The following is a 24,450-nucleotide window of genomic DNA, read 5'->3' as shown; positions in this document are numbered from 1 at the left end:
TATTTAGAATGAATTAAAATAATTTGGAAAACAAAATATTTGAATCTACTTTTGCCCAACAAAACTTAAAATTTTACTAAAATGAGCATGTCTATTATTAAGAAAATCTGCTTTTTTATAGTTCTTTTAACATCATTTACTATGATGAGCCAGGAATTAGGAAAAGTGAGCGGAAAAGTTGCTTTAAGCGGAAATGAACCCTTAGAAGGTATTTCGGTAGTTCTTAAAGGAACCAAACATTCGTCTGTTACCAATGCAAACGGTCAATATGAAATTAGAAATGTAAAACCAGGTTCTTACACAATTAGTGTTCGTTCAGTAGGTATTCGTCCGCTTGAAGATGCAATTGTTGTTACAGCAAAACAAACTACAGTAAAAAACTTTTCACTTTCTGAAACTCAGGAAGATCTTGATGAAGTAGTAATTACAAAAAATAAGTACAAACAAGATAAGCCGTCGTTGTCATTGCGTCTTCAGACTCCTGTTCTTGAAATTCCTCAAAATATTCAAATTGTAAGTGCACAAACACTAAAAGACCAGCAGATTACAAGTATGAGTGACGGTGTTATTCGTAACGTAAGTGGTGCTGTACGTTTAGAACACTGGGGAGATTTGTATACCAATATTACGATGCGTGGTACTCAGATTCAGGCTTTCCGTAACGGATTTAATGTGGTATCTTCTTTCTGGGGACCTTTAACAGAGGATATGAGTTTTGTAGATCATATCGAGTTTGTAAAAGGACCTGCAGGATTCATGCTTTCGAGCGGTGATCCAAGCGGACTTTATAATGTAGTAACTAAAAAGCCTACCGGAATTTCAAAAGGTGAGGTTACGGCAACTGTAGGAAGCTATGATTTTTACAGAGTGAGCCTTGATCTTGACGGAAAACTGGATAAAGCCGGAAAACTGCTTTACAGATTTAATGGGGCAGCTCAAAAGAAAAGATCTCATCGTCCGTTTGAACACAATGACCGTTATGTAATTGCTCCTGTAATTTCATATCAAATTGATGATAAAACAAAAATTACAGCTGAATATAATTTTCAATATGCTAACATGACTGAGGTTGGTTCTTATTATGTTTTTGGACCTCAAGCCGGCGGTTATGCAGCTTTACCGCGTAATTTTACAATGACTCAGCCAGGATTACCTGATACTAATATTCAGGATCACAGTGGTTATTTGCAATTTGAACATAAATTTGATGATAACTGGAAACTAACAGCTCAGACTTCATATTTTAAATATATCCAGCAGGGATATAGTTCATGGCCTGGTGTTGTAGGTCCCGGACCAGCCGACAGAGATTTTGACGGTACACCAGAAGGTAATCTTGCTTATGGTGAAATTATTAGAAACGTGGGTATCTGGGATGCTGAAAGTAATATGTATTTAGGACAGATTTTCGTTAACGGAAAATTTAAAACAGGTGCTGTCTCTCACAAAATATTGGGAGGAATTGATTTAGGAAATAAAGATTATATGGCAGACTGGGGACAATCTCATGATCTTGATACTGTAGATAATCCTTTTAATGTATATAATCCAAATTATGGAACTCCATCAAATGGTTTTCCGGCTTTTGATCATGAAACGCCGCTCAGCCAGAGAGCAGGAGGAATTATGAGTTCAGAATATGCTGCAGGTTATATTCAGGATGAACTGGGTTTCTTTGAAAACAGATTAAGATTGACTCTTGCTGCAAGATATACATGGTTAAGCCAATCGAGCTGGGGAGATACACAGGAAGATACCCATATTACACCTCGTGCCGGACTTAGTTTTTCTATAGATTCAAATACAAGTGTTTACGGATTATACGATCAGGCATTTATTCCTCAATCGGGAATTACTCAAAATGGAGATCCTATAAAACCGCTTACAGGAAATAATCTGGAGTTTGGTATTAAAAGAGACTGGTTTGACGGATCATGGAATACTACACTTTCGGCTTATAGAATTACCAAGAAAAATGAGCTTACATCTGATCCAAAAAATGGACCTAATGATATTTATAAAGTTATTTTGGGAGAAAAAAGAGCTGAAGGTATTGAATTTGATGTTAGAGGAAAAATCATTGACGGCTTAAATGTAATTGCTAATTATGCTTTTACAGAATCTATTGTGACCTCTTCTAATGTTCCAACTATTGCTGCAGGTTCTACAGTTCCCGGATATGCAAAACATACAGCAAATGCATGGTTAAATTATACAATACAAAGCGGTAAATTAAAAGGTTTTGGAGCTTCTATTGGAGGAACTGGTCTGGTAGGCCGTCAGACTGATACTTGGAGTGTAGGTCTTGAAAGACTTCCAAACTATTTTAAATTAGATGGAGGTTTGTCTTATGAAACAGGGAAAATTAAAGTTACGGCAAACGTATTTAATATTTTAGATAAGTATTTATACAGCGGTTCTTACTATGAGTGGCTGCAGGCTTATTACTGGCAGACAGAAGCGCCAAGAAACTTTAGAGTTGGCGTGACATACAAATTGTTTTAATTTTAAGACAATCATATAAAAAAAGCATCCGCTGATAACGGATGCTTTTTTTATATAGGTTCAAAGGTTCATAGAGACAAAGGCTCAAAGTTTTTTAATTGATACATTTTTTATTGCCCGCGGATTTTACGGATGAAACGGGTTTACACTGTTTTATTAAAAAATCCGTTTAATTCGTTTAATCTGTGTAATCTGTGGCCCAACATGGGCTATGGCCCCCAAAAAAACACATCGATTATCCTTTTCTAATTAAAGGAATCAGTTTTGTTCCTATAAGTTCTATGGCGTTCATTAACTGCGAATGTGTTAATCCGGCGTTATCCATTTGAAAAGTAAATCTTTCTACACCGCCAAGTGCTTCGCTGTGACGTAAAATTTTCTCTGCAGCTCTTTCCGGGCTTCCAACAATTAAAACACCCAGATCATCAATTAATCCATCAAATTTACCTTTTGTTACTGGAGGCCAGCCTCTTTCATATCCTAATTTTGTCCACAATTCGGCATAACCCGGATAGTATTCTTCGACTGCTTTTTCGGTTGTATTCGACACATATCCAGGAGAGTGAAGACCAACTTTTAATTCATGCGGTTTAAAACCTGCTGCTTCACCAGCCTCACGATATAAATCAATTAAAGGTCTAAAACGATGTGTTTGTCCGCCTATTACTGCGACCATTAAAGGTAAACCCAGACTTCCGGCTCTGATAAAAGATTCAGGAGTACCGCCAACACCAAGCCAGACAGGCATTTTTTCTTGTAAAGCTCTCGGATAAACGGGCTGATTGTTTAATGCCGGACGAAATTTTCCGTACCAGTTTATAAATTCGTTGTCCCTAACCTGAAGCAGTAATTCCAGTTTTTCCTTAAAAAGCGCGTCATAATCCTTAAGATCAAATCCGAAAAGGGGATAGGCTTCAATAGCAGATCCTCGACCCACAACAATTTCAGCTCTTCCTTTAGAAATTAAATCTAATGTTGCAAAACTTTGATAAACACGTACAGGATCAGCAGCGCTTAAAACCGTTACCGCACTTGCCAGACGTATATTTTTAGTTCTCGCTGCAGCAGCACTTAAAATAACCGCTGTAGCTGAGTCCAGAAATTCTTTTTTATGATGTTCTCCAATTCCAAAAACATCCAGACCGCACTGATCAGCAAATTCAATTCTCTGTAAAAGCTGTTCCATGGCGTCAACACTGCTTAGCGTGTTGTTGTCTCCATACATTGCCGAAGCAAAGCTGTCTATTCCTATTTCCATACTATTTTTTGCTTTAGGTAAGCTATAAGCTTTAAGCTGTTTTTTATGCCTTAAAGCTTACGGCTATTTTTAATGTGAAAAACCAAATGAAATACTTGTAATAATAATCAGGATTACAATTAATGTAATTACAACATACAGATAATCTTTTTCAAGCATAAATGAAAACAATGAAAGTAAAACCCTAAATACAGGTGTTAAAAACAATAATATGATTCCAAAGAAAATTAAAAATTCACCTCGACCATCAATTGCACCATTGACAACTGTTGAAATTACTTCAAAAATATTTCGATCATTTTCCTTAAAAACCGAATAATCTTCGATTTCGCTTCCGTGGTGCATTAAATATACGATTCCGCCAATGAAAGCAACTGATAATGAAATCCAGACGCCATAACGCAATAAGTTTCCAATAATAGTTTGAAAATCTTTTTCTCCAAATTTTTCGTGCTGCATAACTTTAGATTTTTCCATTAATTCCGTTGTAGATCATATTAACTGCCAGTACGAAAATCAGGCATGCAAAAAATATTCTTAATTTTTTTGGGTTGGTTTTCACCAAAACTTTAGCTCCGGCCATAGCGCCAAATAGTACGCCAATAACCACAGGCATACAAATTCCAGGTTCAATATATCCTTTTTGGATATAAATTACAGAACTTGCCATTGCTGTAACGCCCATCATAAAGTTACTTGTAGTAGTAGAAACCTTAAACGGAATTCTCATAATATTATCCATGGCAATTACTTTAAAAGCGCCAGAACCAATTCCTAATAAACCCGACATCATTCCGGCAATTCCCATCATACTGAAACCGCCAATTACGTTTTTGGTTCCGTAACTTACAACTTCGCCTTCGTGTGTTGGATAAGTTCCGTTTAATTTTAGCTTTTTTGCCAGCGGACTCGATTCTAAAACAATATGTTCTTCTTTCTTTCGAAGTGAATTAATAGCAGAAAAAATTAGTGTAAGTCCAAATAAAACGGCGATGAATGAAGTAGGAGCGATCGTAGAAAGCAATGCGCCGCAAACGGCTCCAATTGTGGTGGCGATTTCAAGAAAAATACCGAGACGCATATTGGTAATCCCTTCCTTTACATAAGCCGCCGCCGATCCTGAAGAAGTAGCAATTACCGAAACTAAAGCGGCACCAATTGCATAATGAATATCAACACCAAGAATAATTGTTAAAAGCGGGATAATAATGATACCGCCGCCTAAGCCTGATAATGATCCAATAAAACCGGCTAAACAAGCCCCAAGAAGCATAATCAGGGTAAAAGTAAGTACTGTCATTTAAAATATGTTTTTTGTATTTGCTAATTTACGAATACATATCTGTTCAGGAAGTTTTTTAGAACTTAAATATACCTTAAAAATTTTTAGTATTGGGTTTTTTAACCGCAAAGTACGCTAAGAATTTGCCAATAGAATTTCACAAAATCGCAAAGTACGCAAAGCTTTATTGATATACAGCTTTGCGTACTTTGCGGTCTTTAGGTAAAATAAGATAAAAATCTTAGCGTGCTTTGCGGTTAAATTTCAATATCTAGCAAAACACTATAAACTGCAACTGAATACTGCGACTGTAAACGGAATACTAAACCTTAAGCCTCAATTTAGTAGGCGGATAGCCGAAAATTCTTTTAAAAGCAATACTAAAATTAGAAACATTTTGATAACCGGAAAGGTGGCTTATTTCCTGAATTGATAGTGAAGTGTCTGATAAATAATGTCTGGCTTTATTCATTCTGATTTCCTGCAGATAGCCAAAAACGGTATCGCCAAAAACAGTTTTAAAACCTTCTTTCAGCTTGGTTTGGTTCACGCCCACTTTTCTTGCCAGTTCTACAATTGTAAACGGATTATCAATATTTTCACGGATTAACTGCGCTGCAAACTTTATTTTTTCCACATCATCGCCGGCTAAGTTTCGGGATTGTTTTTCGATATCTAAATTATGATGACTTAAAGCAATAAGTTCATAGACTTTAGATTCCATGTAGATTTTTCGAGTCAGGCCTCGATAAAAACAGTTTTTAATATCTTCTATAACGCTGAATATTTTAGCACTTATTTTTATTTCATTTTTAGCTAAAGCATTACTGCTGTTTTTCTGAATATTATTGAGAAAACTGTCCATTACTTTAGACTCTCCCTCATATTTAGTAAGCACATTTAAAGGAAGATGAATATCAAACGTATTGTAAATAATATCTTTTTTGAAGTCGATTTTTGCATGGTTGTCTTCGGCTGAAAGAAAAGTAATATTGCCGGACATTGGTGAAGCATAACCTTTAGAAGAACCCGGATTTATATATCCAATTTTTTGATTGGTAAGGTTAAAGTGCATTTCTAACAGCGGAGAATCTCCATGACCAGAAATAGCAACATCGTCATACAATTGATAATTTCCCTGCAGAATAGATAATTCATCTGTAATAGTATGTTCATGAAATAAAATATCGCCTTTTGGTGTGGCAAATTTTATATCTTTTTCATCCTGAATTTCTATCCTGGACAGTTCCAGATCTGGCTTTTCATCCACTTCCAGAAAATCCGCAAAGTCATTAGAATCAATTTTAAATGCCATTCCTTATACTTCTAAATTCATAATTAAAACTTCCACTTTCATAAATGCATCCATCGGTAATCAAATACTTTTGCACTGCAAATATAATTTATAATAAGTTTAAATAAAAACAGCTTTGACATTTAAATTAAACCTTATGTTTATGTTTCTGGTTGGCTTGTTCTCTGCAAATGCCTGCCCGGTATATATTCATATTGAAGATAATCTCGGAAATCCAGCCTCAGGCTTCACCATTTTGGTTAATAATAAACCAATGGGAACCAGTAATAATTCAGGTATTCTGGAACTTTCACTTACTGATGGAAATTATACAATTGAAATTGTAAAAAATGATCTTATAAAATCCAGACAAACCGTTTCTGTTGCCTGCGGTCAGGATAATCATTTTACATTTCGTTTAGATTCATCCAACAGTGAATCGGCAAATTTAAAAGAAGTTACCGTTCAAAACAAAAGCGTAAAAAAACAGATTGAAGAATCTCCTTTTTCAGTTCAGGTTATCGATTTTAAAAAGCAGTATGACAAAGCGGGCGATGTCGGTGATTTTTTAAACAGAGCTTCTGGAGTAAAAATAAGAACTAATGGAAATATTGGCTCTCAGGTGCAGGTCAATCTTGGCGGACTTCAGGGCAAAGCGGTTCGTATTTTTAAAGACGGAATCCCAATTGAGTTGTTCGGACATGGTTTCAGCCTTGGAACAATTCCTGTAAATATGCTTGACCGTGTTGAAATTTACAAAGGTGTTATGCCGGTTTATCTGGCTTCTGATGCATTGGGCGGAGGCGTTAATCTTGTTACCAGAACTTCTAATAAAGATTTTGCCGAAGTATCGTATGAAGTCGCTTCTTTTAATACACATCGCGCTACAGCCAATCTTTATCTTCAAAATAAAAAGAATTTTTACGGAGGTTTTAACGGTTCTTTTAATTATTCTGATAATAATTACAAAGTACGTGTTCCAATTGAAAATGTCGAGAGAGATGTAAAACGTTTCCACGACATGACGAGATCTAATTACGGAGAAGCATTTATTGGATTAAAAGAAAAATCATGGGCAGATGATATTCGTTTGACCTTAATTTATTCTGATTTCTACAAACAGATTCAAAATGATGCTGGAATGGTAAGTGTTTACGGAAAGGCATTTTCAAAAGAACAAAATTATACGGGAATGATTAATTATCGTAAGAAGTTTTTTAACGATAAACTAAAGGTTTCTTTTTTAACCAATTACAGTCATTTTAATACCAAGTTTATTGATACAACAAGATTGCGTTACAATTGGCTTGGCGAAACTTACAATTTAAAATTTCAGCCGGGAGAGATAAGAACTGGAAATGACCAGCGAATGAAATTCAATTTTGTTTCATCGAGATTGAATATGGAATATGAACTTTCTGATCGTAACTTTTTAGAATTTAGTGAATTATATTATTCTCAAAGAAGAAAAGGGAGCGATCCTCTAGGTGCCGTTTCTATAGTTACCGGTATTGATGTTTTAACGGTTCCGGCAACGTATCGAAAAGATAATATGGCATTTGCGTGGCGTTCCTTATTTCTGGATAAAAAGCTCGAAAGCATTGTGGCAGCAAAATACTACCATTATAATGCAGAAGGCTACACAACTGACAAATTTGGTTTTGCGTGGCAATCCTCAAAAGAAGACAGCCAGTTTGGATATTTGGGAGGGTTGAAATGGGAGCAAAATAATTATCTATTGAAATTTTCTTATGAATATGCCACACGTCTTCCAGATGAATACGAGATTTTTGGAGATGCCAGACTGGTTAAAGAAAACTTAGATCTTAATCCTGAAAAAAGCCATAATCTAAATTTAAGCGGTCAGTATTCGATACTCAAAGAAAACAGCAGTTTAACCTTTTCGGCTAATTTATTCTACAGAAAAGTACAGGATATTATCTTTTTACAGCTTGATATTCCGTTTAACCGATACATCAATTATGAGAATTCTACAGTAAAAGGTTTTGAGTTTGAAACTAATTATGCTCCAGTAAAATGGCTGAACATAGGGTTTAATATGACCTATCAGGACCTTCGAAGAATTGAGAGTGAGTCTAGATATGCATACTTAAATGATTCGAGAGTTCCTAATATTCCGTTTTTGTTTGGAAACTTTTGGGCAAATACTTTTTTCAAAAATGTTTTCAAAAATGAGGACAGTCTAAATTTTACCTGGAATGCCAATTATACCCATAGATTTTTCTTAGTAGAAATACCAAAAAGTCAGGAACCCTCTTTATTTGGTCCGGTAAAAGATTTTCAAACTTCATTAATTATTCCTGATGACGGCAGAATAGGACAGTTTTCTAATGATGTTGGAGTTTATTATCATTTTGCCGATAAAAAAACAACGGTTTCAGCAGAATGCAGGAATGTTGGAGATGTACGACTGTATGACAACTTTAATGTACAGAGACCCGGAAGATCATTCCACCTTAAGTTAGTTTATAATTTTTTTTAAATAAAACCAATAAATCAGATCAACTATGAAAAGAAGCAACTCACTTCGTTCAGTACTGGCAGTAATCGCTGCTTGTATGCTTTTATTTTCTTGCAGCAGCAATGATGATAACAACACTCCGGACAACGGAAATAACGACGATACTTTACCAAAAAACGAAACTTGGATTATATACAATGGTTCTGCTAACTGGAGCGGTGGTGTTTATGCATTAAAAGATAACAAATCAAGAGAAATCAACCTTTCTGGATTGCCATTTTTGCAGGTAACTTCTTCTTTAGGAGGAAGAACATTTGAAAAAAGTCTTTTTAAAGTAAATGATGTTTCAAATGCAAAACAAGGAATTAACAAAATGGGTCTTGATGCATCTGGTAAAGTGGTAGATCAGGGATTTTTACCATCTCTTTCTAATGCTTACGAAACTAATTTTTTAATTGCCAGCGCAACAGAAGGATACTACTGGGATAGAGTAAGAGGAGGTTTAAAACTTCAGACTTTCAACCCAGCTACAATGGAGAGAACAGGAGAAATTGATTTTACTTCACTTTCAGAAGGACAGCCATTAGAGTCAATTGGGCAGTTGATAATTGCAAAAAGAGAAAATAAACTATACTTAGATTTATTATTGGGAGACAAAGCTTCAGGAAACTGGCAGGTAACTCCAGTAGTAAAAGAAGTTGCTATTGCAGTGTATGATTTAACTGCTAAGAAAATCGAAAACGTTACAAAAATGGGTAATACAACAAATTTAGGTGTATTTATTGACCACGTTTTATGGAGTTTAGACGAAGTTACAGGAGATTTATATTTTGCTTCTGTTGGAGACATGAAAACGCAGCCAAGCGACTATTCTTCAAAAATTCTTAGAATTAAAAAAGGAGAAGTTAATTTTGATACTACGTTTGCAATTGACATGAAATCATACCAATTTCCTGCTGAATTCAACAGACTTTTTGCTTACAACAACAAAATTTATACTACAATTCCATCAAGAGCTGTTTCTTACTATGGAGGCGGACAGCACGGAGTTAGATACAGAGACGATGTTTGGTTCTGGAATGAAATCGATGTTACGACTAAAAAAGCAACTCGTTTAAATATCCCGCCGGATAATTTCTATACAACTCAAAATCCATTTTTCCATAACGGAGAAATCTATTTCTTATCAAACAGCACTACAGATGGTTTTTCAGGAGTTAATCAGTATAACCCTGTAACAAAAGAAATTAAAGAAACTTTCCGTTTAAAAGAAAGCGGAAGAATCCAAGGATTTAACATCATCAAAGACTAATTTTAAGTTTTGTCTTAGATATTTAGCCCTAAATACTATTTTTTTTAACAGAAGTAATTTTTAAAATTACTTCTGTTTTTTTTTGAATATTACTTTTTAAAAATCACTATTTATGATGACTTATGTGGTTTAGCGAACCTTTACATTTGCTTTTTTAACTCAAGAATATCATGAAAACTTACCGTTCGTATAAAAAAGTTGATCCCGTTTATTTTAGCGGCGAAATTTTCTTTCCAGTCGGATTATTGTGTGCGGCCACACTTATAAGTTATGTACTGCTTTATTTTATCGGACTGGGATTTGCAGTGTTTTTTAATGCAGCACTTGCCTGGTGCGGTTATTTTTACTTTTATTATTATGGAAGATCCCGCGCCGGAATTACTTTAGAATTCCTGACAGGAGTTTTTCTTCTCACAGCATTTTTACTCTTTGCAGATTATGGTGTTTATGCTTTGGTGCAGTATCAAAAAACAGCACTATTTAACGGTTTGTATTTTTCAATCTGGTTAACCATTCTGCTGGGAACGCCAATAGTTTATTATACTTATTATTTCGGGTCGCATTATTATGCAAAAGTTCGTTTGGCTAATACTTATTTAAAAGCCTCATTTAGTGTTTATCACGACAGAGAACATCTTATGTATATTGATTCGATTGCCTTTATAAATTCGGGTAAACATTTAATTTCTGATATAGAAGTAGAAAATAATATTCCATTTTATTCAGATCAAGAATTAGCAGAAATGGAAATATCTTCTAAATATTATCATTTGCAGCAATCTGCTTTTTCAGGTTTAATTCATATTCCTTTTGATACAGATCGTTTTGAAATTTCATGGTATTCTATAATCGAAGATCAATATTATAAAATCAATATTCCTTTCCCTTTTAATAAATTAAAACTCGAAGAAGAGAAATATCCTTTGAATGAATCCAAAAACATTAGAGGACAAAAAATAAAACGCACTTATCTTCATATTTATCTAAACGGAGGTTTTAAATTATATAATGATGACAAGGTTTTGCTTGACTTTTCGACTAATAAACCAACCGAAATAAGTGAAGAAGAAAAGAATGAAAAAATTATAACACATCAGCTTAGTCATAAATATTATAATAACAAAGAGCATTTTTCTCAGTTAATTGAAAGCATCAGAAAATCAAATAATATTCAGGAACGTTTCGAACTGAAAGATAAATCAGTAATTTGGAATTTAGAGTTTTCAGGTTTAGATGAAAATCATTATTTGGAAATTACCGACATAAATTTTAGAAATTACAAGATAGAAAAAGCTGCAGCAGAAATTTCACCGCGTTATCTGCCTAAAAAAATCACATTTGTTTATAGAGGTTCCTATTTATTTCCGTGGCTGAAACTGCACATAAATACACAAAAACTAAATCAGTTTATTGAACAGGTTTTACCTGATGATTTTGAAAACAGGGTTTTGTTTTCTCTTGATTTTAAAGACAGTAATCCAAAAGATCTTGTTTTTACAATTTCTTCCAATGCAAAAAAAGTTCTTTTTAAGGATTGGGAAATTGAAATTGATGAATACCGCAAAAAGGAAATGGACGAAGAACTGCTTGAAAAAAGAATGGACAATACAAAACGTACACTTTTAAAAGAAGGCTGGGATTTTGTTTTTGCGAAAAATTATAAAGCCGCCCAAAAGAATTGCGAAGCTTTACAAGTTATAGATCCTCAATATGCATCGGCTTATTTTCTGGAAGCACGAATACTTTGGTATACAAAAGGTTTTGAAACTTGTTACAGTAAAAGAGATTACTTTATTGCAAAAACGGAACATGAACCACCGGTTAATGCTCTTATTTACAATAATTACGGTTGTATTTTAGATCGGGAACTGCGTTATGAAGAATCACTTCCTTATTTTGAAAAAGCAATCGAAATAAATCCTAAAGAACCCATTTTTGTCTGCAATCTGGGAGAAATGTATTATAAACTAAAAGATCCGGCAAAAGCTTTAAAAGAAGCTAGAAAAGCTAAAATGATGGGCTATGAATCTGATATGTTATCTGAAATTTTAATGAACAAGGGAATAATTGATTTGATAAATCATTAAAGTAAAAATCACTATTTATAGTGATGCAGGAAATAAATCCGGAAGATACATTTGCCAGCGTAATTAATAACTAAAATCAATATGGGATTAGCAGAAAAACGTTTAGCAGAATCAATTAAAGTAGAAAAACTTCCGGCTTTTGAAGCAAAATTAAAAGAAAGAGCCGGTTATGATATTAAAGTAGATATTGACTGGAATACTTTTACAGCTTATGACGAATATCCATTATCAAGACTGGAATATGTTTTTGATGATGTAGAATCATTTGTAAAAAAGATTTGTATTGATGATATGGGAAAAGAAGCACTTCAGGATAAAATAAGTACAATTCATTTAACCAATTCTGAAAATAATGACGATGTTAAGGTGGAACTAAAAGAGGACACATTGTTTTTAACCGTCCAATTAGTTCAGTCCTCTTTTAGTTACCAAACAGACTCACAAATTGCAAGTTATGTAGAATCCCTATTGTAGGAATTAATGGTGTTTTAAATATTTTGTTGGGGCAGAAAGGGATAGAGTAATCTATCCCTTTTGTGTTTATATTCTGTTATCTACTGCAAAAACAGTTTTTCCAATTGTAGAAAGCAGTAATGCCGCAGCGGCACTCGTTAAAACCGAATAATCAAAAGGGGCTTTTACCGAAACTGAAATTGCCATAGCCAATGCGAAAAGCAGCATCAAAAAAGCAGTTCCTAAAGCGGCGATTCTGGTTTTGAATCCAAAAAGTAATAAAAGCGATAATAAAACTTCGAAGAAAGTAGCAATAGATCCTAGTATTTCTGCCACAGATTTAGTTGCAAAAGGATTGAGGGTTTGTGTATAAACAACAAAATTTTCCCAATTTCCCCAAGCAACACCGTTTGAACCCGGCGCTCCCCAAATTCCAAATCGATCAGCCACCGCTGAAAGCATTGTAATTGCTAAAACTATTCTTAAAATTAAACCTGCTTCTAATATGGTTATGTTTTTCATTCTGATTATTAGTTTTTATTTCAATATGTCATTAAAAGGCTTTTTCAAAATTTAGAAAAAAAGCCTCATTGTTTTTTATAACGACAGAATTATCGTCAAATTGTTTAAAATAAACGATAAAATGCACAAAACAAGGAATAGAGTTTTTATTTATGACTTATTTGAAGATGTTCTAGCTTTTTGCCAACCAGAGTTTTTTCGCCCACTATTTCAAATCCCAGCTTTAAATAAAGACTTTTTGCCAAAGGATTATCTTCTTCAACAAGAAGTCCTAAAGTCTGCTGGTTTTTATGTACAAATTCATCAATTAAAAAACGAAGTATTTTAGAACCAATTCCTTTTCCCTGATGATTTGGATTGACACCTAATGAATCTATATAAAACTCTCCGGCGCGGGTTTCAAATTCGGGATTAAATTCAGGATTATAATTCTTTCGTACATAATCGACAATAGGAGCGCGTAATGCTTCTATATCAGATCCATTATAAATATTTACTGCACCAATAATTTCATTATTTTCTTCAGCAACAAAACAATTTTGATAAGAATATTGATTGTTTTCTCTTGAAGCGAAATACTCCAGAAAGTCTTTCGCAGCGGCGTAATCTTTTTTAGCAATAAACTTGTAAATTATGTCTTCCATTGCTAATAATAATATAGGAGCAATATATTTAGAATCGGATATTTCGGCTTTTCTGATATTCATTTTTAAAAGATTTTTGTTTAGCAAATTTAATGCTTTATAAACACATAGAACCCTGGTTTTTCTTTGCCACGATATCCATAAGTTGTTTAGCTATGTTTCTATGTGTTTAATTTTTTTCAGTAAACATCAGCTCAATCTGCCCAATCTGCGTGAGAAATAAACGCAGCATCTTAAGAACTTAGAATTTTAGGCCTTTAAAAAAATGCTGAATTTGTACAAATATTGCATAAAATTATACCAATTATAAGAATCAAACCGCTTGTATCTTTGTTAGTATATTTAAACCAAAATTTAGAAACAATGAAAGCAATAGGATTCAAAACCTCATTATCAATAGAAGAAAAAGACAGTTTTATTGAATTTGAAACTGTAAAACCAACGCCTGGTCCGCACGATTTATTAGTAAAAATTGATGCGATTTCAGTAAATCCGGTCGATTTTAAAATTCGTCAGAGCGCCGCAAAAGACACCGTATTAGAAACCCCAAAAATTATTGGCTGGGATGCAGTTGGAATTGTGCAGGCCGTTGGCGAAAAAGTAACTTTATTTGATGTTGGCGACTTAGTATATTATGCCGGAGATATCACCAAACAAGGAAGCAACGCCGAATACCAAATTATTGACGAAAGAATTGTTGGAAATAAACCAACATCCTTAACTGATGCCGAAGCAGCTGCTATTCCGTTAACAGGATTAACAGCTTGGGAAATTCTGTTTGACAGAATCCGAATTAATCCTGAAAAAGACAAAGGAAAATCAATTCTTATTATTGGAGGTGCCGGTGGTGTGGGCTCTATCGCTATTCAGCTGGCTAAGAAAATTGCAGGATTAACAGTTATTGCCACCGCTTCACGTCCGGAAACCATTGACCGGTGTAAAAAACAGGGAGCTGATTTTGTTGTCGATCATAAAAACTTAATTGAATCGGTTAGAGAAGCTGGTTTTCAAAACGTAGATTTCATTTTAGACTTTGTTGATACCAATGCGTATTGGGACATTATGGCCGAATTAATAAAACCTCAGGGACATATTGCTTCAATTACCGGAAGTGCTGAACCCGTTGTTTTGAATAAATTGAAAGGTAAAAGTGTTTCATTTTCATGGGAATTGATGTACACACGTTCAATGTTTCAAACAGAAGACATGATCGATCAGCATCATATTTTAAACAAAATAGCCGATCTATTAGATGAAGGTGTTTTAAAAACGACTTTAAAAGAAACATATAAAGGACTTACTGCTGAAAATTTAATAAAAGCACATCAGCTTTTAGAGTCCGGAAAAACAATTGGAAAAATTGCAATAAAATTTTAAAAACAGCATTCTGGACGGTGTATGATATATAAGGTTAGTTATTTAGAATTAATTTAAATAACGTATTTTTTATCTTAACAATTTTTGTATTTTAGCGGCCTTACAAGCCAAATTTGTATTTAATTTTTAAAAACCAAAACAAAATTGTTATGATTTCAAAAAACACAGACCTTGGATTATTACTAATCAGAATCAGCGTTGGAGGTTTAATGCTATTTCACGGAATTTCTAAAGTTCTTCATGGAATTTCTTTCCTTGTAGACAATATGGGAGCATTTGGATATTCTGTTTATGTTGGAGAAGTTTTAGCTCCAATTGCTATTTTATTAGGTTTCCGTACCAGAATTGCTGCAGTTCTTCTTGCTGTAACTTGTGTCGTTGCCATTGCCGTAGCACATGCTCAGGATATTTTCTCAATCAGCGAACACGGAGGTTATGCAAACGAATTGTTGATGCTTTACCTTTTAGGTTCAGTTGGATTGTTTTTTACAGGAGCAGGAAAATATGCTGTTTCTAAAACCAATAAATGGGATTAATATCTTTTTAATACTATATACTAAAAGAGGCCGTTTTTATTTAAAACGGTCTTTTTTTATGTTTACTGATAAGAATTCTGTAAGTCTTTCCTTAAATTATATAAAATAAGCCGTTTTTAATTTTAGACATTTGACGCTTATAACCCAAATTAATTTAATAAATAACTACTATGAAAAATTTAAAGTACATTTTTATTCTTTCGAGTGCATTATTTGCCTTTAGCTGCAACAACGATGATACTCCTGCAAACGGAGGCGGAACAGTAACAGATCCTGTAGAAACTAATCCTGCAAATACTCAATATAAACCTGCATTTAACGGACAAACCAGAATTGCTGGTATGACGACTGATACAGAATTTAAAGCTGATATTATTACAAGTGCACTAACAAGTCCGTGGGGCGTTAAAGCGCTTCCTGACGGTCGTCTTTTGGTGACTCAAAAAACAACAGGAACTTTACGTATTGTAACAACTGCCGGAGTGGTAAGTGAACCAATTACGGGTCTTCCGGCTGTAAATCCTGCTAATCAGGGAGGTTTGTTAGGTTTATGTCTTGATCCGGATTTTGCATCGAACAGAATGATTTACTGGGTATTTTCTGAAGCTGTAACAGGTGGAAATATTTCATCTGTAGCCAAAGGAAAACTGGCTGCTAACGAAAAAACAATCGAAAATGCAACGGTTATTTACCGCTCAAGCCCTGCAAATCCTAGTGATCTTCATTATGGCGGACGTATTCTTTTTGACCAGACAGGAAATCTTATTGTTAGTACTGGAGAACGTTCGGTTTTACAAACCCGACCTTTGGCGCAGTCGCTTACAGCAAGTTTAGGTAAAGTTTTAAGAATTACAAAAGACGGACAGCCGGCTTCTGGAAATCCAACTTTTAGCGGTGCCGGAGCTTTACCTGAGCTGTACACATACGGACATAGAAATCCGCAGGGATTAGCAATTCACCCGGTTACAAAAGAGATCTGGCAAAGTGAACACGGACCAAGAGGAGGTGATGAGTTGAACCGTTTAAAAGCAGGTTCTAATTACGGATGGCCGACTATTACTTATGGAATTGAATACAGCGGTGATCCAATTGGTGACGCTATCCAGCAGAAAGAAGGAATGGAACAGCCGGTTTATTACTGGGATCCGGTTATTTCTCCAAGCGGTATGACTTTTTACACAGGAAATCGTGTGCCGGAATGGGAAAACAACCTTTTCATTGGTTCTTTAAGTGGTCAGCATATTGCAAGATTGGTAATTAAAGACAATAAAGTTGTGGGAGAAGAAAGACTTCTGGCAGGCGAAGGCCAGCGTTTTAGAGATATAACGCAAGGAGGCGATGGAGCTTTATATGCCGTAACAGATCAGGGAAGACTTTATAAAATAGATAAGAAATAAATTGTTGATGGTTAATTGTTGATGGTTAATTGTTGATGGTTGATTGTTAATGGTTAATTATCTTATAAATTTAGAAATGGCGCTTTTTGCGCCATTTTTGTTTCTTTTCATATCGCTTTCATTCGTTATCTTTGAGTATCATTATTACAAAAGACAACTTTGAAAAATAAAATTCAAACGTATTCCTTAACAAAGCATAAAAGCCTTTTTTCGAGTACTGATAAAGAGGATTATTTCTACACTCAAACCACAGAACATCCCTACATAAGTGAACCGTATCGTGCAGAAAGCTATGCAATTGAATTTTTAAGAAAGGGTTCAATTATAGTGCAGACACATTTGGATAAAAAAATAATCCATGCGCCTGCTGTCATTGCTTTGGGCCCAACAGTAACGAGAAGTTTTACCAAAAACAGCGATGAAATTTTAATTGATATTATATTCTTTAAACCGCAGTTTTTTCTGGAAACCCAGACAAATGTTTTCTTTTTATCGCAATATGAATTTTTCGAAAATAATAATGTTCTAGAACTGAAAGGAAGTTTAAAAATTAAATTTGAGCGCATTTTCAATTTGATTAAAGAACTTTTAGAAGGCGATTCTAAGCATCAATCGGCGACGTTAATAAGTTATCTGTATATTTTGATATACGAGCTCGATTCGGTTCAGGAAGCCGTTTCTGCTGGAGGAACTCAAAATCCAATATTCGAAAATTTTAAAAAACTTCTTTTTAAAGATTTCCTAAAACAAAGGTCAGTCGAGTATTATGCCGATTCCTTAAACGTAACCCGAAAACACCTGTCAGAAGTAATTAAAAAGAACAGCGGCAAAACCGCAAGCGACTGGATTAATGAAGTCGTAATTCTGGAAGCTAAAGTTTTATTGCAGAATAAAAGCTTAACCATCAATCAAATCAGCGACGAATTGAACTTTCAAAATCAATCCGCTTTTGGAAGGTTTTTTAAAAATCATACTGGTATTTCACCTTTAGAATATCGGAAGTAGTTTTTTTTGTTTTCAGTCGCAGTCCCGGTTTTTAGTTTTTTTTGAATCTCGCAAAGTCGCAGAGTCGCAAAGTTTTTTTCTTAATTTAAAACTTATTAAAGTTTGGTAAGACTATAGTTTTTGCGACTCTGCGACTTTGCGAGATTAAATCAAAAAGTATAAAAACTCAGTACCTTAGATCCTCAGCCCCTTAGAACCTTAAAAAAAAAAGCCTTTTTGCACAAAAGAACCGTCATATTGCTCTTTTCTTAAAACCAGAATCCCTGCAAATTTGCTTCTTCATCAATACTAAAAAAGATATGAGTAAAACGGCACGATTTGTAGTTATAATTAATGATAATGTGTTTTGGATGGAGAACCAGGCACTTCAGTTTTATGAGCGTTTATTTGAACAGAAAGATGCAGCGGTACAAACTGCAGAAGAAAGATTTTCTCAAAAAGAACTGTTTCGAATACAGAATGATTTTTCAATTGAAATTCTGATGGTTTATGAAGGCGAAAATCCGCAGTCATTTTTAAAGCTGGATTCGTCCAGACTTTCCAATGAAAATCTCGAAGCAGAAAAAGCAATTTGTTTAAAAGACATTATTTATTTTAATGAAGAAGATTTAGCAGTGCTTTTTAAACGTGCCGAAGAAATTGCATCGCAGCGAAAACACGATTTAATTTGGGTAAAAGCTTTTGCTGTTGACGAAGTTTTAATTAAAACACTAAAAGCTTTAGACTATAAGGAATTTGAGTTTCAGGAAAACACTATAGAAAAACAAATTTATTTCAAGAAAAAACTACACTGATGTTAGGTTTAGAGTGTTGATTTTGAGTTTGTATTTTATAAAACATTCCTATGATAGTATAAAGCAATATTGATTGATGTGATTTACTTTTAAGTGAAATTTAAAGGAAAAAATTATGAGATCGATATGGACAGGTTCAGTGAGTTTTGGGTTAATTAATATTCCAATAAAAATGTTTTCGGCAGTTCAGGAAAGCAGTCTTGATATGGATATGCTGGATAAAAAAGACAATGCAAACATTAAGTTTAAACGTGTCAATGAAAATACAGGCAAAGAAGTCGATTTTGCCAATATTGTAAAAGGGTACATGCTGAATGATAAATATGTAATCCTAGACGATTCTGATTTTGAAGCGGCAGATGCCATTAAAACCAAGACAATTGATATTGAAAGTTTTGTTTTAGAAAAAGAAATTGAAAGTATTTATTACGAACAGCCGTATTATCTAGAACCAGACAAAGGCGCAATGAATGCCTACGGACTGCTTCGTGATGCACTGCAAGCTTCCGGAAAAGTAGGAGTTACGCGTTTTGTTTTGCGAAACAAAGAAAGCCTTGCCATTTTAAAACCGTACAAAAATGTGATTGTATTAAACCGAATTCGATTTGAACAGGAAATACGAAGCACCGATGAATTAAACCTGCCTCCGATTTCTAAAAAAGCAACAAAAGAAATGGATATGGCCGAAAAACTAATCGACCAGCTTACTGAAAAGTTTGATATTACAGGTTTTAAAGACGAATATACAACCAAACTTTTGGATATTATTAAAAAGAAAGCCAAAGGGAAAGTTCAAAAAACGGCTCCTAAAATGAAAGTGGTTCATAAACAAGGCGACGATTTAATGTCAATGTTAAAAGCCAGTTTAGAGACTAAGAAGAAAAAATCTTCTTAGTCTTAGATTTTAATTTTCCAGTTGTTTTTCCTCTAATTTCTTGATAATCTTTTTGATATTGGCACCTTTTGACAAAACAGGTTTCCATAAATCACCCTTTTTCTCAAAACGCTGCAATACATTTTTTATCGTAAACTGCGACGGATGAAGTTTTTCATTTACTTCATTCCATTCTAACGGAGTCGAAACTGTTGCGCCTGGTTGCGGGCGGACAGAGTAGGGCGCGGCCAAAGTTTGTCCTCTTCGGTTTTGAAGAAAATCGATATACAATTTATTTTTTCTTTTCTTGATGCTTCGTTCAATTGAAGTAGTTTTAGGCAGTCTTGTATGTACTTCTTTTGCAATTAATTCGGCCAGGATTTTAATAGAATCATAGTCGTATTGTGCGCCAAGCGGTATATAAATATGCAGTCCTGAAGCTCCGGAAGTTTTGCACAAACACTCGGTTTGCAATTCATCCATAACTTCTTTAACTACTAATGCTGTTTCGATTACAGATTTAAAATCATCTTCTTTCGCAGGATCTAAATCGATTACCAGCCAATCCGGATTCGAAATGTTTTTTATAGTGGAATTCCACGGATTGATTTCAATACAGCCCAAATTTGCCATATAAAGCAGCGTTTCTTTATCATTACAAATAAGATAATTAACATCGGCATCGTTTGATTCTGAAAAGATTTTTTTGGTTTTCAGCCATTTTGGAGTTTTGTCGGCATCAATATCTTTTTGGTAAAAACCAGGCGAATCAATTCCGTTAGGAAAACGGTTCATCGATTCTGGACGGTCTTTTAAATAGGGCAGCATTAACGGTGCGGCTTCATTATAATATTGAATAATATCGCCTTTTGTAATTCCGTCCTGCGGGAAATAAATTTTATTTTGATTGGTTAAATGGAGTATCGTTTTTCCAATTTTTAAATCGTAATCATTTTCAGTTGTATGTTCTTTTAAATTTTCCATTTTTTCCTGATTGTGATTTATAGTTTTAGTGTTGTCATTTCCATTAAAAACAACCTCTTGGGCTTTTTTGTCAATTCGTAATCCCAGATAAACCGGATGTCTTAAATTGTTATCCTGCGTCCATTCAGAGTATTTTACCTGACAGACTAATTTGGGCTTTACCCATTGAATAGTATCCCGTAAAGGAACTTTTTCCTGCAATGGTGATTGATCTGTAAAAAGAGGTTTTAATTTAGTATAAAGTTCTTTTAAAACAGCTTCGGTAAATCCAGTGCCGCATTTCCCTATATATTGCAGATTTTTACCGTTGTATTGACCCAGCAAAATTGCGCCAAAATATTTTCGGGAATTTTTGGGTTCTGTAATCCCGATAATAATGGCTTCTTCTTCGTTAGAAATCTTTATTTTCAGCCAGTTATTGCTTCTTCCGCCAGCGGTATAAGAACTGTCTGCTTTTTTGGCAATTATTCCTTCGCTGTTATTTTTTCGCGCTTTTTCAAATTGCTCAATTCCATTTGCAATTGTATGTTCAGAATAGAAAATATTCGAAAAAGAATATTTATTAAATAAAATTTTAAGAAGTTCTTTTCGATCGAGGAGAGACAATTCTGTCACCTCATTTCCGTCTAAATTGAGTAAATCAAAAACATAATATTTTAAATTTCCAATTCCGGTTTTTAAATAGTTTTGAAGCAGTTGAAAATCGGCTCGTCCAGATTTATTTTCCACTACAATTTCGCCATCGAGAACTACGGTATGATCTATTTTTTTTAATTCGTCTGCAATGGGTTTAAAATTGATATCAAAAGAAATTTTATTTCTGCTGAATAATGCTGTTTTATCAGAGTTAACAACAGCAATCGTACGGTAACCGTCGTATTTATTTTCAAAAATCCATTCCTCGTCATCAAAAGGTTTTTCTGTAGTATTGGCAAGCATCGGTTTGATGAATTCGGCTTTTATAGTTTTTGCTTTAGGCTTTTTTTTTATGGCTTTTAGTTTGGTTTCTTTTTCTTCAGATTTGGCGGTCATCTTATCTGATTTTTTCTCCAGTTCTTCCAGACTTCTTTTAGAAATAACCGATTTGTCTTTTTCTAATATATCTGATTCTGAAGCATATTTATCCTGTTTTTTGATTAAAAGCCAGGCATTTTCCTGTTTTCCATGAAGTTTTACCAATGAAAATTCGCCTTTAAGTTTTTTTCCTTTTAAGACAAAACTCAGACGGCCTTTTTTAAGATCGGCTAAAAGCTGTTTTTCATCAGAAGCTGTTTTTTCGTCAGAAGTATACGTACCGTTATCCCATACAATTACATTTCCGGCGCCATAGTTTCCGGCCGGAATTGTTCCTTCAAAATCTTTATAACTGTAAGGATGATCTTCGACCATCATAGCAAGACGTTTTACTTCGGGATCCATTGAAGGACCTTTTGGAACTGCCCAGCTTTTGAGAACGCCGTTCATTTCCAGTCTAAAATCATAATGCAAATGCGATGCAGCATGTTTTTGAACGACAAAAATCAATTCATTGGCCGATTTTTCAACCTTGCCTTTTGGCTCGCGTGTTTGCTTAAAATCTCTCTTTTCGTTGTATTTAGACAGTGACATAGGCATTTGTTAATATTAAAATTGTCATTGTAATAGAGTAGAGAACTGTTGCGACAATAGCAAAAATTATATGAGCAAAGAACAGCTGAATATAATAACCTTTAAAGTCAATTGGGGGTTGATGATGGGTTATTTTAAACATAAATACCCAGCTGATAATACCAATCACACCGCTTATTACTCCTAGTAGGAGAGCACTTAACGGAGAAATTGGTAATATGTCCTTTACCCAAATAATGTGATACCCAAGAACAAACAAAAAACCGATTATATAATGCAGTAACCAGCCCCAAGTTTTTTTTGATTGTTCTGTAAGATTCAGTTTTAATTTCTCTAAAACAAAAGCAAGTAATACAGGTTCTTTATACAATTCCCTAAAGTTTTTTGACATAGCGTAACTAAACCAAGTCATGGCTGAAGTTGCGGCAATAGAAACCAGCAGTAATTGTATAATGATATATATAACCATACAAGCTTTTCTGAAATTAAATTGAATCGTATATCAAAGTTATTTCAGAAAAGCTTATTGTGCTTATACTATTAAAAGTTGTAATTATATAATTATCAGTATGTAAGAATTGGATTAAGAGGTTTTTTTAATTCCTAATCTGTAATTGGAGTTTTTAAGGTTTACTTCGGAAATAAGAGTCGCAGCAAAAATAAGACTGCCTCCCAAAAGCAATCGAAGCGAAAGATTTTCGCCAAGAATAAAGAATGCGGCTATGGCACCAAAAATAGGTTCAAATAAATAAATTACCGCAACTCTTTCTGCCGATAAATAGCGTTGTGATATATTTGAAATGGTGTACATGTATGCTGTAGAAAATAATGCACAATAAACGACTCCAAGCCAAAATGTATTTCTTTCTGGAAACCAATCTGCGTTTTGATCTGTAAGTGCCAAAATGAAAGTGAATAAAGCACAAAATGCAAACATGGGTACAATTGACGTTAAAAGGTTTTTTGCAGCTGAATGTTTTTCTACAGAAATTAAATAAACTGCAAAAGCAAAGGCTCCGGCAATTGTATATAGATCTCCCAGGTTTATGGTGAATTTGTCTTTTACAGCGATAATAAATAATCCCGATAATGCTGTTAAAGCAGCTATCCAGATTTTTAAAGGCGGACTGGTTTTGTAAATGCTAAGTTTTATCAACGGAATTATAATAACACATAATCCGGCTATAAAAGAACATTGAGAAGCATCGGTATATTTTAAACCAACTGTCTGCAAATGAATTCCTAAAAACATAGGAACGGCCAAAACTGCACCGGTTTTAATAGATTCTAAATTGGTATTTCTAACATATTTCCAGAAAATCACAGTTAGAACCATTACAGCCATTAAAAAGCGATAAAATAAAAAAGTGGATGGCGAAAAATTTCCAATTGCTAATTTGGTAACAGAATAGGATATGCCCCAAAAGGCAGTGCCAATGATAAGTAAAACCAGTAAAATCTGCCTTTTATTCATTGATTAAAATTTTCTTCATCATTAAATCGGTTTGTTCGTCATCGCCCAGTCTGAAAATATGGGTGTCAAATTGTACAAAACCATTTTTGGTATAAAAACTTACTGCCCTGAAATTTTTTTCCCAGACACCAAGCCATATATAATGTGCCTTTATTTCCTCGGCTTTTTTTAAAGCCTGATTGTAAAGTTCCTGAGCGATTTTTTTACCGTGAAATTCCTTTAAAACATAAATTCGTTCTATTTCGAGCACATTTTTTTCTTTCAATTCGGTTTGAGCTTCTCCAGTATTTAATTTCAAATAGCCAATTACTTCTCCGTCTAATTCTGCTAAATAAAAGTGTGAATCTTTATTGTTGAGTTCAGAAGCGATTTTTTCCAGATTAAAACTTTCATCCAGATATTTAATCATATTTTCTTCTGAATTTACATCCGAAAATGTTTCAGAAAAAGTTATTCTTCCAATGTTTTGAAGTTTTTCAGCATCACTAATCAGCGCTTTGCGGACTTTTATTGTGTTCATTTTTTTTATTATTAATGCATTAAAATCTGTTTTTTGTTTTTA

At 34.1% G+C, this 24,450-nt stretch carries 21 protein-coding genes; 11 read left to right on the top strand and 10 right to left on the bottom strand.

Annotated elements, in window-relative coordinates:
- Positions 1-81: 81 nt before the first annotated feature.
- On the top strand, positions 82-2,505 hold the full coding sequence (locus tag FJOH_RS17205; protein WP_012025305.1) for a TonB-dependent receptor: 2,424 nt from the start codon (positions 82-84) through the stop codon (positions 2,503-2,505).
- A 235-nt stretch (positions 2,506-2,740) separates the two neighbouring features.
- Here FJOH_RS17205 and FJOH_RS17200 read toward each other — a convergent pair whose 3' ends face one another.
- The 4 genes from FJOH_RS17200 to FJOH_RS17185 all read right to left on the bottom strand — a co-directional run bounded on the left by FJOH_RS17200 (position 2,741) and on the right by FJOH_RS17185 (position 6,360).
- On the bottom strand, positions 2,741-3,763 hold the full coding sequence (locus tag FJOH_RS17200) for an LLM class flavin-dependent oxidoreductase (RefSeq protein WP_012025304.1): 1,023 nt from the start codon (positions 3,761-3,763) through the stop codon (positions 2,741-2,743).
- Positions 3,764-3,832: 69 nt separating this feature from the next.
- On the bottom strand, positions 3,833-4,240 hold the full coding sequence (locus FJOH_RS17195; protein WP_012025303.1) for a DUF1634 domain-containing protein: 408 nt from the start codon (positions 4,238-4,240) through the stop codon (positions 3,833-3,835).
- Positions 4,227-5,063: a sulfite exporter TauE/SafE family protein gene (locus tag FJOH_RS17190; protein ID WP_012025302.1), complete on the bottom strand. Its 837-nt coding sequence runs from the start codon at positions 5,061-5,063 to the stop codon at positions 4,227-4,229. Before FJOH_RS17190 ends, FJOH_RS17195 begins: the two co-directional genes overlap by 14 nt.
- A gap of 304 nt (positions 5,064-5,367) precedes the next feature.
- Positions 5,368-6,360, bottom strand: a complete 993-nt coding sequence (locus FJOH_RS17185; protein ID WP_012025301.1) for a helix-turn-helix domain-containing protein — start codon at positions 6,358-6,360, stop codon at positions 5,368-5,370.
- A 136-nt stretch (positions 6,361-6,496) separates the two neighbouring features.
- On the opposite strand from FJOH_RS17185, the gene FJOH_RS17180 reads away from it, so the two are divergent.
- The 4 genes from FJOH_RS17180 to FJOH_RS17165 all read left to right on the top strand — a co-directional run bounded on the left by FJOH_RS17180 (position 6,497) and on the right by FJOH_RS17165 (position 12,694).
- The gene (locus FJOH_RS17180; RefSeq protein WP_012025300.1) at positions 6,497-8,842 is read left to right on the top strand and encodes a TonB-dependent receptor plug domain-containing protein; all 2,346 of its coding nucleotides are present in this window, start codon (positions 6,497-6,499) and stop codon (positions 8,840-8,842) included.
- A 25-nt stretch (positions 8,843-8,867) separates the two neighbouring features.
- Positions 8,868-10,133, top strand: coding sequence for a hypothetical protein (locus tag FJOH_RS17175; RefSeq protein ID WP_012025299.1), 1,266 nt, complete (start codon positions 8,868-8,870; stop codon positions 10,131-10,133).
- A 170-nt stretch (positions 10,134-10,303) separates the two neighbouring features.
- Positions 10,304-12,220: a tetratricopeptide repeat protein gene (locus FJOH_RS17170; protein ID WP_012025298.1), complete on the top strand. Its 1,917-nt coding sequence runs from the start codon at positions 10,304-10,306 to the stop codon at positions 12,218-12,220.
- Positions 12,221-12,301: 81 nt separating this feature from the next.
- Positions 12,302-12,694 carry a hypothetical protein gene (locus FJOH_RS17165; RefSeq protein WP_012025297.1) on the top strand — a complete coding sequence of 131 codons (393 nt, stop codon included), beginning with the start codon at positions 12,302-12,304 and terminating at the stop codon, positions 12,692-12,694.
- A gap of 66 nt (positions 12,695-12,760) precedes the next feature.
- Here the strand turns inward: FJOH_RS17165 and FJOH_RS17160 are convergent, their stop codons facing one another.
- Together FJOH_RS17160 and FJOH_RS17155 are read right to left on the bottom strand one after the other, a co-directional pair.
- Complete coding sequence (locus tag FJOH_RS17160; RefSeq protein ID WP_012025296.1) at positions 12,761-13,195, bottom strand: DoxX family membrane protein; 435 nt, start codon at positions 13,193-13,195, stop codon at positions 12,761-12,763.
- Positions 13,196-13,341: 146 nt separating this feature from the next.
- The gene (locus tag FJOH_RS17155; RefSeq protein ID WP_012025295.1) at positions 13,342-13,902 is read right to left on the bottom strand and encodes a GNAT family N-acetyltransferase; all 561 of its coding nucleotides are present in this window, start codon (positions 13,900-13,902) and stop codon (positions 13,342-13,344) included.
- Between the two features lie 300 nt (positions 13,903-14,202).
- Between FJOH_RS17155 and FJOH_RS17150 the strand changes: the two genes are divergently transcribed.
- The 6 genes from FJOH_RS17150 (at position 14,203) to ku (ending at position 19,843) form a co-directional block, all read left to right on the top strand.
- Positions 14,203-15,216 carry a zinc-binding alcohol dehydrogenase family protein gene (locus FJOH_RS17150; RefSeq protein WP_012025294.1) on the top strand — a complete coding sequence of 338 codons (1,014 nt, stop codon included), beginning with the start codon at positions 14,203-14,205 and terminating at the stop codon, positions 15,214-15,216.
- Between the two features lie 149 nt (positions 15,217-15,365).
- Positions 15,366-15,752 (top strand): DoxX family protein, encoded by a 387-nt coding sequence (locus tag FJOH_RS17145; RefSeq protein WP_012025293.1) that lies wholly within the window; start codon positions 15,366-15,368, stop codon positions 15,750-15,752.
- A 170-nt stretch (positions 15,753-15,922) separates the two neighbouring features.
- Complete coding sequence (locus tag FJOH_RS17140) at positions 15,923-17,149, top strand: PQQ-dependent sugar dehydrogenase (protein WP_012025292.1); 1,227 nt, start codon at positions 15,923-15,925, stop codon at positions 17,147-17,149.
- Between the two features lie 159 nt (positions 17,150-17,308).
- Positions 17,309-18,154: a helix-turn-helix domain-containing protein gene (locus FJOH_RS17135; protein ID WP_012025291.1), complete on the top strand. Its 846-nt coding sequence runs from the start codon at positions 17,309-17,311 to the stop codon at positions 18,152-18,154.
- 299 nt (positions 18,155-18,453) lie between these two features.
- The gene (locus FJOH_RS17130) at positions 18,454-18,948 is read left to right on the top strand and encodes a hypothetical protein (RefSeq protein WP_012025290.1); all 495 of its coding nucleotides are present in this window, start codon (positions 18,454-18,456) and stop codon (positions 18,946-18,948) included.
- A 115-nt stretch (positions 18,949-19,063) separates the two neighbouring features.
- Positions 19,064-19,843: a non-homologous end joining protein Ku gene (gene ku / locus FJOH_RS17125; RefSeq protein ID WP_012025289.1), complete on the top strand. Its 780-nt coding sequence runs from the start codon at positions 19,064-19,066 to the stop codon at positions 19,841-19,843.
- 9 nt (positions 19,844-19,852) lie between these two features.
- Here the strand turns inward: ku and ligD are convergent, their stop codons facing one another.
- The 4 genes from ligD to FJOH_RS17105 all read right to left on the bottom strand — a co-directional run bounded on the left by ligD (position 19,853) and on the right by FJOH_RS17105 (position 24,408).
- Complete coding sequence (gene ligD, locus FJOH_RS17120; protein WP_044047810.1) at positions 19,853-22,414, bottom strand: DNA ligase D; 2,562 nt, start codon at positions 22,412-22,414, stop codon at positions 19,853-19,855.
- On the bottom strand, positions 22,401-22,883 hold the full coding sequence (locus tag FJOH_RS17115) for a hypothetical protein (RefSeq protein WP_012025287.1): 483 nt from the start codon (positions 22,881-22,883) through the stop codon (positions 22,401-22,403). The genes ligD and FJOH_RS17115 overlap by 14 nt, the downstream gene beginning before the upstream one ends.
- 114 nt (positions 22,884-22,997) lie before the next feature.
- Positions 22,998-23,888: a DMT family transporter gene (locus FJOH_RS17110; protein ID WP_012025286.1), complete on the bottom strand. Its 891-nt coding sequence runs from the start codon at positions 23,886-23,888 to the stop codon at positions 22,998-23,000.
- The gene (locus tag FJOH_RS17105) at positions 23,881-24,408 is read right to left on the bottom strand and encodes a GNAT family N-acetyltransferase (RefSeq protein ID WP_012025285.1); all 528 of its coding nucleotides are present in this window, start codon (positions 24,406-24,408) and stop codon (positions 23,881-23,883) included. Before FJOH_RS17105 ends, FJOH_RS17110 begins: the two co-directional genes overlap by 8 nt.
- Between the last annotated feature and the right edge of the window lie 42 nt (positions 24,409-24,450).

Origin of the sequence: Flavobacterium johnsoniae UW101, from assembly GCF_000016645.1 — a bacterium.
GTDB classification, from domain to species: domain Bacteria; phylum Bacteroidota; class Bacteroidia; order Flavobacteriales; family Flavobacteriaceae; genus Flavobacterium; species Flavobacterium johnsoniae.
The sequence above is the reverse complement of the archived record's forward strand: the minus strand, read 5'-3'. Positions and strand labels throughout refer to the sequence as shown.